Origin of the sequence: Pseudoalteromonas sp. HL-AS1 (genome assembly GCF_031198785.1) — a bacterium.
Classification (GTDB): Bacteria; Pseudomonadota; Gammaproteobacteria; order Enterobacterales; family Alteromonadaceae; genus Pseudoalteromonas; species Pseudoalteromonas distincta.
The window spans coordinates 350930-363258 of sequence record NZ_CP133569.1; the positions used below are offsets into that span (position 1 = coordinate 350930).

General features: G+C 40.9%; 9 protein-coding genes. 6 read left to right on the forward strand and 3 right to left on the reverse strand.

The features are described from left to right. Positions 1 to 24: 24 nt before the first annotated feature. The 3 genes from RB214_RS01650 to RB214_RS01660 are packed head-to-tail and all read right to left on the reverse strand — an operon-like array spanning position 25 to position 4000. Positions 25 to 1971, reverse strand: a complete 1947-nt coding sequence (locus RB214_RS01650) for an LTA synthase family protein (RefSeq protein WP_309168093.1) — start codon at positions 1969 to 1971, stop codon at positions 25 to 27. Continuing rightward, positions 1962 to 2333 carry a diacylglycerol kinase gene (locus RB214_RS01655; protein WP_309168094.1) on the reverse strand — a complete coding sequence of 124 codons (372 nt, stop codon included), beginning with the start codon at positions 2331 to 2333 and terminating at the stop codon, positions 1962 to 1964. Before RB214_RS01655 ends, RB214_RS01650 begins: the two co-directional genes overlap by 10 nt. Then, positions 2330 to 4000, reverse strand: a complete 1671-nt coding sequence (locus RB214_RS01660; protein ID WP_309168096.1) for a phosphoethanolamine--lipid A transferase — start codon at positions 3998 to 4000, stop codon at positions 2330 to 2332. The genes RB214_RS01655 and RB214_RS01660 overlap by 4 nt, the downstream gene beginning before the upstream one ends. A gap of 540 nt (positions 4001 to 4540) precedes the next feature. Here RB214_RS01660 and ilvG point away from each other — a divergent pair. From ilvG to RB214_RS01690, 6 genes are all read left to right on the forward strand, one after another. Beyond that, positions 4541 to 6190, forward strand: coding sequence for an acetolactate synthase 2 catalytic subunit (gene ilvG / locus RB214_RS01665; RefSeq protein WP_309168098.1), 1650 nt, complete (start codon positions 4541 to 4543; stop codon positions 6188 to 6190). Further along, positions 6187 to 6432: an acetolactate synthase 2 small subunit gene (gene ilvM, locus RB214_RS01670; protein WP_002959893.1), complete on the forward strand. Its 246-nt coding sequence runs from the start codon at positions 6187 to 6189 to the stop codon at positions 6430 to 6432. The genes ilvG and ilvM overlap by 4 nt, the downstream gene beginning before the upstream one ends. A 103-nt stretch (positions 6433 to 6535) precedes the next feature. Further along, positions 6536 to 8392, forward strand: coding sequence for a dihydroxy-acid dehydratase (gene ilvD / locus RB214_RS01675; protein ID WP_024596945.1), 1857 nt, complete (start codon positions 6536 to 6538; stop codon positions 8390 to 8392). 2 nt (positions 8393 to 8394) lie between these two features. Then, the gene (gene ilvA, locus RB214_RS01680; RefSeq protein WP_039485942.1) at positions 8395 to 9948 is read left to right on the forward strand and encodes a threonine ammonia-lyase, biosynthetic; all 1554 of its coding nucleotides are present in this window, start codon (positions 8395 to 8397) and stop codon (positions 9946 to 9948) included. A gap of 97 nt (positions 9949 to 10045) precedes the next feature. Continuing rightward, positions 10046 to 11080 carry an ABC transporter substrate-binding protein gene (locus tag RB214_RS01685; RefSeq protein ID WP_052201200.1) on the forward strand — a complete coding sequence of 345 codons (1035 nt, stop codon included), beginning with the start codon at positions 10046 to 10048 and terminating at the stop codon, positions 11078 to 11080. 60 nt (positions 11081 to 11140) lie between these two features. Further along, positions 11141 to 12316, forward strand: a complete 1176-nt coding sequence (locus RB214_RS01690; RefSeq protein WP_309168103.1) for a methyltransferase — start codon at positions 11141 to 11143, stop codon at positions 12314 to 12316. The last annotated feature ends 13 nt before the right edge of the window (positions 12317 to 12329 follow it).

The following is a 12329-nucleotide window of genomic DNA, read 5'->3' on the forward strand; positions in this document are numbered from 1 at the left end:
AGGCTTTATTATCAAGTCACTTGGTTAATGATACCAACCATTTGTATAAGCTAGATTACCTAAGTTCGCATGGGCCAGGGCTTTTTTTACTAATTGCTCATCGTTTTCACATGGCACAAGCTGGTTATTGCTATACGTATAGGTGGTTGCTGGTTTTTGTGGTTGTAACACCACCACTTTATTATCGTGCATGTAGGCAAAGTTTTTGTCGTATTGCATCATTGCGCGTTGTTTGTTGTCGCTAATTGGCTTTGATAAATCATGACCTATCATTGGGTGCTTACCACTTGCGCCAATTAAAGACAGTAGAGTAACAGGAATATCGAGCTGACTGGCTAGTTGGCTATCTCGTTTATGGGTAATACTTTTTCCAAAAATAACGGCCGGAATTTTAAAGTGATCAACCGGTACTAAATTTGAACCCGATACGCGCGAGTCGTGATCGGCAATAACTATAAATACAGTATCATCCCAGTAGCTCGATTTTTTAGCTTTTTCGATAAAGGTGCCTAGTGCGTAATCGGCATACTTGGCAGCATTATTACGGGTTTGTTTTTGTTTATCGTACAGCGTTATTTTATCGTCAGGAAAGTCATACGGGCTATGATTAGAGCTTGAAAATATAAGGCTAAAAAAGGGTTTGTTTTGATTTTTAAGCTTAGTAAGTTCTATGTCAGCTTGGTCGTACAAGTCTTCGTCTGATGCGCCCCACGAGCCATTAAAGTCTATTTTTTTAAAGTTATTTGTATCTACGATACTTTTAAAACCGTTGCCTAAAAAGAAGCTGCGCATGTTATCAAAATGGCTTTCGCCACCATAAATGAACTGCGTGTTGTAATTTTGCTTCGCTAAAAAATCAGCAATGGTAAAAAAGTCGCGTTGTGATTTATCAAGCTTAACAACTGCACGCGAAGGCGTTGGTGTAAACCCTGTAATTACTGCCTCAATTCCACGTACTGAACGTGTGCCCGTGGCGTATAAATTATCAAACCCCCAGCCTTGTTTATAAAGGGCGTCTATATTAGGTGTAAGCGGTAAACCGCCAAGCGTGCCTACATAACGAGCACCTAAACTTTCTTGTAAAATAATGACTAAATTTTTGGGTTTACCTGTATTACTTGCGCGATGAAACGTTTTTGTAGGGGCGGTTACATCGCTAAATGCGGCTTGCGTATTTTGCATGTTATTACGCACAATACTAAGTAATTCATCGGTGGGCATTTTACCGTAATAGTCTTGGCTCGATTGCTCATTAGAAAGTTGCTTAACTGCAAACGCGACGCTATAAAGTGAGTTAAGGGTTAAGTCGTTAAGTAAGTGATCGGTAGAAAACGAGACCATGGCGGGGTTAAGTGGTCTGTGCTCTAATGAGTTGCGGGCGCCAAAAATAGTTAAGCATACTAAAATAAGCGCTAAAATTGATTGATTTAAACCTGTTAGTGATGACTTGCTTTGCCATTGATTGCTAAATATTTTACTTGCAAATTTACAGCTTAAAATAAGTGCTATAACAGCAATAAATACTTCTAACTTATAGCCTGAAAAAATCATTTTTGAGACTTCTTTAGGATAAATTAAATATTCTATAAATAAGCGGTTTGGGCGTAAATCGTACTCGTTTATAAACGTAGGCGTAATCACTTCAAAAAAAACAAGTAAAGCAGACATCGTCACTAAATAAATTTTAATGAGGCCGCGTACTTTATTTTGCCACCCTACGCTTTGCATCAGTAAAATAAGTAGTAATGCGGGCATAATAATGTAGCTTAGAGTGGCTATATCAACTCTTAAACCACCTATAAATATAGATAACCACGCATGCGATCCAAATACACGCTCCCCTTGCCATACACTTAATCCAAAGCGAGCAAGTGTTAAAAAGCTAAGTGCCAAAACAGCAAATACAACAAAAATCCATACAGGGCCAAGTGTATTTTGTATTTTAGGTATAAAAGTTAGCTTTATGCCCATAACACAGCCCACCAAATAAGAGCGGCAATTAGCATAGCTATAAACACGCTTGCAGAGGCTATATCTTTAGCTAGCCCCGAAAGCTCATGGTATTCACTGCCAATTCTATCAACTACAACCTCAACTGCCGTATTTACCAGCTCAGCAAACAATACAAAAAGCAGGCTAGCTATAAGCAGTAATTTATCCTTTAGTGCAATTTCTTGTAGCCACACAAACATACCAAGTAATGAAAACAGTGCTAGCTCTTGTTGAAACGCTGCTTCAAATCGACTCATCCATTTTAAGCCGTTAAAAGAATGGCTTAAGGTAAAAATAAGGCGCATTAAGCCTTGGCGTTTTATAACGGTTTTATTACTCATAGTTTTATTTCGCTTGGTGTTGTTTGGCAGTTAGCAAGTAAATCGAGCGATGCCTGATACGTTTTGCTTTTAATGCCAATTAAATTTAAAAGGGTGTGAAAAATATTGTTGTGTGAGCGCGCAGCGCGGGTGTCTAAATTAGCTAAACAGGTATTAGTAATGCGCTGATTATGCTCATCAGCCCATATATAAAGAGGAACGTGCGTTTGTGTGCTAGGTGCAAAGCTATACGGAAAACCATGTAAATAAGCACCGGCTTCGCCAAGTGATTCACCATGATCAGAGACATATAAAAACTGCTTATCTATGTTGTTTGGCAGCGCTTTTAATTGCTCAATTACCTGGGCGTTAACAAAGTCGCTGTACGCAATTGTGTTGTCGTAGGTATTAACTAATTCATCGAGTGAGCAGTTTTGAATGTCGCTTCTGTCGCACGTGGTCGTAAATTGCTTAAATTTTTCTGGGTAGCGTTTAAAGTAGGTTGGTCCGTGTGAGCCCATCATGTGTAGGACGATAACGGTATTAGCTTGGCTTAAATTAGCGAGTTTGCGCTTAAGTGGAGCAAGAAGTGCTTCATCAAAACAATATTTTCCATCGCAAAGCGCTGATGGGGTGGTTGGGATATCAATGTTAACAACACGGGTGCATACGTTTTTACAGCCGCTGTTGTTATCAACCCACAGTACGTCGCTGCCAGCTTGTTGTGCTAAGTCAACCAGGTTTTGTTGGTTGTCGGCTGCTAATCGATCAAAGTTATCTTGTGTTTGCAGTGAAAACATACACGGCACAGACACAGCAGTAGCGGTGCCACAAGACGCCACATTATTAAAATACGTCACATTATACTTTTGTGTATAAGGGTTGGTGTTGCGCTTATAACCTTGATAAGAAAAGTTTTCTGCTCGTGCGGTTTCGCCAACAACCATAACTGTTACGCTGGTGGTGTTAGGCGTAATGAGAGTGGGTGTTGCATCTATATTTTTAAATTCCATATTGGTATACAGCAGCTGATCGCGCATATATTTATAACCGCTAGAGAGATACTGAAATGGGATGAGTTCTTTTTTCAAAATGCGGTTATTGCGACCAGTGGCTGCGTAATCGGCGTAAAAGTTTACGACCACTAAAGCAATTAGTGAACAGCACGCTACAATAAGTTTTATACGACTAATTGCTTCTTGGTGAGGGCGGGTAAAATGTATTTTTACTTTGCTTAATATAAAAACAGGTAGCGCACAAAACAGTAGTAGAAAGCCTATGAGCTGCGGATTTAAATAGCTCAGTGCTTCGCTTGAATCTGTTTCGAACGTGTTTTGAATCATTGAATAGTCAAACACGACGCCGTAATTTAATGAGCCGTAAAGTACGGCACTCGAAATTATCAGTAAAAGGTAGTTAATTGGTTTTAGTAACCACCTAACCGACACTATTGAAAAGAAAATAATTAAAAGGCATAACAACAGCAGTGGCACTGAAAGTAAAAATAGCCATGAAAAAGATGCAAGGGAGGTGATGGCGCTAAACGAACCTTGAATAAAAGGAATGTTTATAACTAAACAGTAATAACAGGCAATCATCACTACAAAGGCATTTGCACTACAGTGAATGTAAAACCGCTTACTACGATTTGGCTTTTTTTGTGCTGGTGTTTGGCTAGTTATGTTCATATTTAGGCTCGTTTAAAATAACAACGCCATGCTATGCAACAACACTTAAGAGTCGCTTAAGAGAACCTACGCATTACCTGAAGGTGATAAATAATTTTATTTATAAAAATATTCTCAAAAATTAATCAAACCTTAAATAAGGGATATAAGAATAGTGAATTTCTGAGATTAAAATTAGAGCATAAAAAAACCACTACCAGCTTGTATAATGAATTTTAAAACCTGATAAATTGCCTTTTAGTCTTTTTGTTAGATTAACTTTGGTGTTGACTTAAAGGGCCTAGCGCGGTACTAATATAAAAAGAGAGCGAAGGAATAACCTTCGCGATAATTGAACAAAATTTGGTATTAATTACATGCTTACAAACGCACTTAACCTAGTCCTGATTATTATCGTGGTGATTATTCCCGCGAGGGCTTCGTAGTGCTTTAAAAACTTAAGCATTAAAAAAGCCCTCCGCACTTAACCGTTCGGAGGGCTTTTTAGTTTTAAGGGTAAAATTTGTAATTGGGTTGTCACTGAGGAATGAGGGTTTATTAATGACAGGCGCAGAACTAACAATCGACTTATTGGCCAAACACGGCGTAAATGAAGTATTTGGCTACCCAGGCGGAGCTATTATGCCAATTTACGATGCGCTGTATGGCGCGCCAGTCAAACACTACCTAACTCGCCATGAGCAAGGTGCAGGGTTTGCAGCAGTTGGTTATGCTCGCAGCACACGTAAATTAGGCGTATGCTTTGCAACATCGGGCCCAGGTGCAACTAATTTAATAACCGCTCTTGCTGATGCGATGATGGACTCAGTACCATTATTGGCGATCACCGGCCAAGTGCCTACTGCAGCTATTGGTTCAGATGCGTTTCAAGAAATAGATGTACTAGGTATGTCGCTTTCGTGTACTAAGCACAGCTACATGGTAGAACGAGCTGAAGACTTAGCAGAGATATTACAAGAAGCAATTCATTTAGCGCAAAGCGGCCGCCCAGGCCCTGTACTTGTCGATATCCCAAAAGATATTCAAATGGCTCAAGTCCCTTTTAAACCTTGGCTAGCAGCTGATGAATACTTACCAGAGTTAGATTTAAAGCAAGTTGCTATTGCTAATCAATTGTTGAGTGAGGCTAAACAGCCTGTAGCGTATGTAGGTGGTGGTGTACAAGCCGCTGATGCGCAAGACGAACTAATGCAATTTTTAAATAAAACTCAGATGCCAGCTGTATCAACACTTAAAGCGCTAGGCAGTGTATTACCAGATTACGAACATTACTTAGGTATGTTGGGTATGCATGGTGGTCAAGCTGCTAATATCGCAGTGCAAGAATGTGATGTACTTGTATGTATCGGGGCACGCTTTGATGACCGCGTAACAGGCAACTTAGCTAAATTTGCAGCTAAAGCTAAAGTAATCCATTTAGATATAGATGCTGCTGAAGTTGGTAAGCGAAAACCTGCTAAAGCTTCATTAATTGCCGATTTAAAAACGTCGTTACCCGCACTTGAGTGCTTTGTAACACCTAAAGCTTGGTGTGACACAAATAAAGAAATGAATATTAAGCATGCGTGGCGTTACGACTACCCAGGTGAGAAGGTTTTTGCACCGTACTTATTAAACCAACTAAGCCAACGCATGCCAAAAACAGGGGTTGTGTGCTGCGATGTTGGTCAGCACCAAATGTGGGTAGCACAACACATGAAGTTTACTCATCCGAGTAATCATTTAAGCAGTGGTGGTGCAGGCACAATGGGCTTTGGTCTACCTGCGGCTATTGGCGCGCAAGTAGCACGCCCTGATGACTTTGTTATCACTGTATCGGGCGATGGTTCTATAATGATGAATATTCAAGAGCTGGCCACTATTCGTCGTAACAATTTACCTGTAAAAATATTAATTTTAGATAACCAGCGTTTAGGGATGGTTCGCCAATGGCAAGAACTATTTTTTGAAGGGCGTTATTCTGAAACTAACCTGTCGGATAACCCAGACTTTGTGCAATTAGCTGCTGTATTTGGTATCCCAGGGCAAACAATTACTCACGCTAACCAAGTTGATGATGCGATAACTGAATTAGTTAACAGTAAAGGTCCGTACATAGTACATGCCTGTATTGATGATAAAGAAAATGTTTGGCCACTTGTACCACCTGGGGCTGCTAACGACGAAATGATGACGGAGAAAGCAAAATGAAACATAGCCTAACTATTGCATTAAAAAGCCAAAGTATAGCGGTAGAGCGCTTTTTACGAGTGGTGCGTCATCGTGGTTTTGACCTTACGCATTTTCAGCTCAATATGGACGATGGTTTTTATAATGTAGACATGACGGTAGATAGTGATAAACCAATTCACCTTTTAACCAGCCAGTTAAATAAGCTGGTGGATGTCAAAGAAGTCACTTTACAAAATTTACAGCAACAACAGGCTGTGTAATTACGAACTGAAAAACAATTTACGAGTAACTGAATCACTCGGTTACTCACCAATTTTAGAATGAGGAATGCCCGCTTATTTTGCGGCAAAAACTGAGGTAACTATGGCTAAATTAAGAAGTGCAACAACAACTGAAGGGCGTAAACGCGCAGGCGCTCGTGCATTATGGCGCGCAACAGGTATGACCGACACCGATTTTGGTAAGCCGATTATTGCCGTAGTTAACTCGTTTACACAATTTGTACCAGGGCATGTTCACCTTAATCAGCTAAGTGAACTTATGGCTGAAACCATTACACAAGCCGGTGGCGTCCCTAAAGAATTTAATACTATTGCGATTGATGATGGTATTGCAATGGGTCACGGCGGCATGCTTTATTCGCTGCCTTCGCGCGACTTAATTGCTGACTCAGTTGAATATATGGTAAATGGTCATTGTGCTGATGCGATGATTTGTATTTCAAACTGCGACAAAATTACTCCAGGAATGATGCTTGCAGCACTACGCTTAAATATTCCGGTAATATTTGTATCAGGCGGTCCAATGGAAGCAGGTAAAACTAAGCTTGCTAACATCGATATTAAACTTGATTTAGTAGATGCCATGGTTAAAGGCGCTGATGAATCGGTAAGTGATGCAGATTCAGAGCAAGTAGAGCGTTCTGCGTGTCCAACATGTGGCTCTTGTTCAGGCATGTTTACTGCAAACTCAATGAACTGTTTGTTAGAAGCGATTGGTTTAGCACTTCCGGGTAATGGTACCACGCTTGCGACTCATAAAGACCGTAAACAACTTTATGTTGAAGCGGGGGCTCGTATTGTTGATTTATGTCGTGAGTATTATCAAAAAGATAATCAAGATGTATTGCCACGTGCTATTGCTAACAAAACAGCCTTTATGAATGCAATGGTTGTTGATATTGCAATGGGTGGCTCGTCAAATACGGTATTGCATTTACTTGCTGCAGCGCAAGAAGCGGGCGTTGATTTTGATATGTCGCACATTGATGCGCTCTCTCGTAAAACACCATTTTTATGTAAAGTTGCACCAGCGACACCTGAATATCACATTGAAGATGTGCACCGCGCAGGCGGCATGATGGCAATCGTACGTGAACTTGGCAAAGCAGGCTTAGTTGATATGTCAGTTAATCATGTTGCTGGGTCAACTATGGCTGAGCTCGTTAAAAAATGGGATGCAACAGATCCTACTAACGAAGCGGCGCGCAAATTTTACCGTGCTGGCCCTGCGGGCATTCGTACCACTAAAGCAATGAGCCAAGAGTGTCGTTGGGACGAGGGTGATAACGACCGTGTTAATGGGTGTATCCGAAGTGTCGAACACGCTTTTCGTCAAGATGGTGGCTTAGCTGTACTTTCGGGTAATTTAGCAGTTGATGGCTGTATTGTTAAAAGCGCTGGCGTTGTTGATGAAATGCTACATTTTGAAGGTACTGCAGTCGTGTACGAGTCACAAGATGATTCTGTAGAAGGTATTTTAAACGATGAAGTAAAAGCCGGTGATATCGTGGTTATTCGTTACGAAGGCCCTAGAGGCGGCCCTGGTATGCAAGAAATGCTATACCCAACTAGCTACTTAAAATCAAAAGGACTAGCTGAAAAATGTGCACTTATTACTGATGGTCGCTTTTCGGGTGGTACTTCGGGTTTATCAATTGGTCATGTGTCACCAGAGGCGGCAAGTGGTGGTGCAATTGCTTATGTTGAAAATGGCGACAAAATCATTATTGATATCGCAACCCGTGAAATTACGTTAGCGTTAAGTGATGAAGAGCTTGAAGCACGTAAACAAAAACAATTAGCACGCGGAAAACTGGCTTACAAACCAGTTGATCGTGAGCGCTATGTATCGTCTGCTTTAAAGGCTTATGCATTACTTGCAACAAGTGCTGATAAAGGCGCAGTGCGTGACTTAGCTAAATTGGAGGCGCTTAGTTAATTATGGTCTCTCAAGAGCTCGATTATTTTCGCGCTATTATTCAAGCAAACATGGAGCCTTTGGCTAAAGTTACCGAGGTCAGCGAAATGGCTGAGCTCGGTGCTAAATTAGGTAACCATGTTTGGTTAAAGCGTGAAGACCAACAGCCCGTGTATTCATTTAAATTACGCGGTGCGTATAACAAATTAAATAAATTACCTAAAGGCTCAGTGGTTATCACTGCTTCAGCGGGTAATCACGCTCAAGGGGTTGCACTAAGTGCTTCTCACTTAGGGCATCAAGCTACAATTGTAATGCCAGTAACAACGCCTGAAATAAAAGTAAGTGCGGTACGTGCGCTTGGCGGTGAAGTTGTGCTACATGGGCATCATTTTGATGCTGCAAAAGCACATGCGCTTGAGCTTACAGAGCAACGAAACGGTATATTTGTTCCACCATTTGATGACCCAGACGTCATTGTTGGTCAAGGTACTGTAGCACGTGAGCTTATGCAGCAATTAAACGAGCTCGATGCGGTGTTTATTCCTGTTGGCGGCGGCGGTTTACTTGCTGGGATGGCGGTTTATATTAAATCGCTACGTCCAGATATAAAAGTAATTGGTGTAGAGGCCGACGAAAGTGCATGTTTACAAGCGGCACTTAAAGCAGGTAAACCGGTAGAGCTTGAGCGCGTTGGCAGTTTTGCTGATGGCGTAGCGGTTAAAATTATTGGCACTGAAACATTTCGCTTAGCGCAAAAGTTTTGTGATGAAGTTATAACCGTCACCAGCGACGAAATATGTGCTGCCATGCAGGATATTTTTGTATCTACCCGTGCAATAGCAGAACCTTCAGGTGCACTTGCAACGGCAGGGCTTAAAAAATGGAGCCAGCAGTCGGGTTTAAAAGGGTTACATTTAGCGGCTGTTTTATCCGGTGCTAATTTAAACTTTGATCGCCTGCGTTATGTTGCAGAGCGCACTGCGCTGGGTGAAAAAAACGAAGCGTTATTAGCGGTTACTATTAAAGAAGAAAAAGGCAGCTTTAAACAGTTTTGCGCTTCTTTAGGTGGCCGTGCTATTACTGAGTTTAACTACCGTTATGCAGGACCTGGTGAAGCACAAATATTTGTAGGTATTGCCCTGCGCCAAGGCGAGCAAGAGCTTAATGAGCTAAAGCAAGACCTAACAAATAATGATTACCAATTTTGCGATCTGTCGGATAACGAACTCGCTAAATTACATGTGCGCTATATGGTTGGCGGAAAAGCACCCGAGCAATTACATGAGCGCTTACTTCGCTTTGAATTTCCAGAGTATCCAGGTGCGCTTGCACGCTTTTTAGATACTTTAGGTAGTAATTGGAACATTACCTTATTTCATTATCGTAATCACGGTGGTTCGATGGGGAATGTACTGGCAGGTTTTGCTATTGAGCCGAGTCAGTATGAGATGTTTAACGAGCACTTAAACCGTTTAGGTTACAGTGTACAAGATGAAACACAAAATCCGTGCTTTAGCCAATTCTTAACATCAAAGCCCCAAGCAGAAAAAGCCGAAAAACTCGCCTCAGTATAGCCCTTCTTTAAAGGCAGGCACCTAACTAGGGTGCTTGCTTTATTACACGTTTTACATATAGTTACAGGTAATCGTCATACTTTTTGAGGACACCTAGTTGCTATTTAAAGGATTAATCATTGGATTGTGCTTTTTTTGTAGCCATATCGCGGCGCAAGAATCAGTCACATTACAGCTAAAATGGACACATCAGTTTCAGTTTGCTGGCTACTATATGGCAAAGCAAAAAGGCTTTTATAATGAAGCGGGCCTTGATGTAACCATTAAACAAGCTAATCCAATGAAACCTGATACCTTTGCTCCTGTCGCCAGTGGCGAAGCACAATTTGGAGTAGGGCATTCTGGTATTTTACAGCAACGTATAAATGGCCAACCTCTTGTTGCTATGGCTGCCTTATTGCAATTTTCACCTTACTGCTGGATGGTTAAAGACACGTCTGATATTTTTCATCCACGTGACTTTGTTAATAAACGTATCACTGCGGTAAGCAAAAATGATGGCACCGAACTACTTATTATGCTTAAACGCAGTGGCGTTGATGTCGATAAACTCAAAGTTTACGATGGCGAAAACCCAGGCCAGGCTTGGATTGAAAACAAGCTAGATGCTATGCAAGTGTATGTTACTACAGAGCCTTATTATATGACTCAACAAGGCGTTGCTCATCGACTTGTTTGCCCACAGCGTTATGGTATGGACGTATATAGCGACATTTTATTTACCAGCGAAAACATGCTTAAGAAAAATCCTCAAACGGTCGAAAAATTCTACCAAGCGAGCCTAAAAGGGTGGCGTTATGCAATGATGAACATGGATGAAGCCATTGCAGTCACCCAGCAAAACTATGCACCGGGTAAAAGCTTTTATCAGCTCGCTTTTGAGGCTGAAGTACTAAAAAGTTATATAACCCCACCCACCACCAGTTTAGGACATATGTCGATAGCAAAGTGGCGCTTAATTGCGGACTTATATGGCATACAGCAAAACGAATTTGACGAAGTAAAATCTCACTTTATTTATAAATACCAAGAACCTGAAAAGATGCAGTTATCGTGGATGCTCATGGCAGCTATTTTGGTAAGTATTATTTCAATACCTTTGTATTTACGGCTGATTTTTAGTAAAAATTAACTGCTTAGGTAATTCACGAAGCTGATATAATTAATTGTCTTTTTTATTTTTTAAGCTGTTATGACTTTAGCTGAGCAATTTTTAGCACTTGATTCACTTTTAATGCATCATCGTCAGTATTGGCAGTGCACTGCATTTGATTTTGACACTATACCTTGGCCAGAGCTACAAGGCATACTTAGCGAACTAACTGATGATCAGGTAAGCGTTCTTGATAACGATCAAAACCAGCTATACCAATTTTTTAGCCAACATATAAGCCAACTTGATGAACTTGCAAAGTTATGCGAGTTACCTAGCTCAGCCCACTCTCAAGCTGATTATCCATTTTGGATAAGTAACGGCATTAAAGGTCGTAAGTTTGCACAGTTACAAGATTTTGTATCTGCACTACCTAATACCAAACAACCTGTTTTAGAATGGTGCGCGGGTAAAGGGCACTTAGGTCGAATGCTTGCGTTTAATGGCGCAAGTAATGTGCATAGTATTGAGCTGCAACAAAGCTTATGCGAACAAGGACAAAAAAGTGCACAGCAACAAGGCTTAGCAATGCACTTTAGCCAAGCAGATGTATTAAAAGACGATATCACTCAATTTTTTAATACAGATATGCATGCTGTAGCACTTCACGCATGCGGTGGCTTACACCAAGCATTTATGCGCCAAGCAAGTTTAGCGAAAGTACAGCAAATTAGCTTTTCACCTTGTTGCTACCATTTATTCACGGCTAATGAGTACCGTGCAATGAGTGAGGATGCAAATAAAAGTGAGCTTAATCTAACGCATCGTGATTTAAAGCTCGCATTACAAGAAACTGTCACAGCGCCTTCTCGTCTGGAAAAAGTACGTAAAACAGAACTTGAGTGGCGACTTGGTTTTGATGCACTAAGAAAGTCGATCACTGGCGAGCAATATTACGTAAGCGTACCTTCGGTCAACAAAGCTATATTCTCAGATTCGTTTAAATCGTTTTGTGCATGGGCTGCAGATAAAAAGGCAATAAAATTACCTCAAGACACTGATTATATTAAATATTTAGAGGTTGGGGGGGCTCGAAAAAAAATAACTGACCGAGTTGAACTGGTTCGACATGTGTTCAGAAGGGCAATTGAAGTTTGGCTTGTGCTCGATCGTGCTTTATATTTGCAACAGCAAGGTTATCAAGTAAGCGTTAAAACGTTTTGTGAAAAGCAGTTAACGCCTCGTAATATTTTGATTCTTGCTAATGTCCATTAAATTTCCGTCCTGA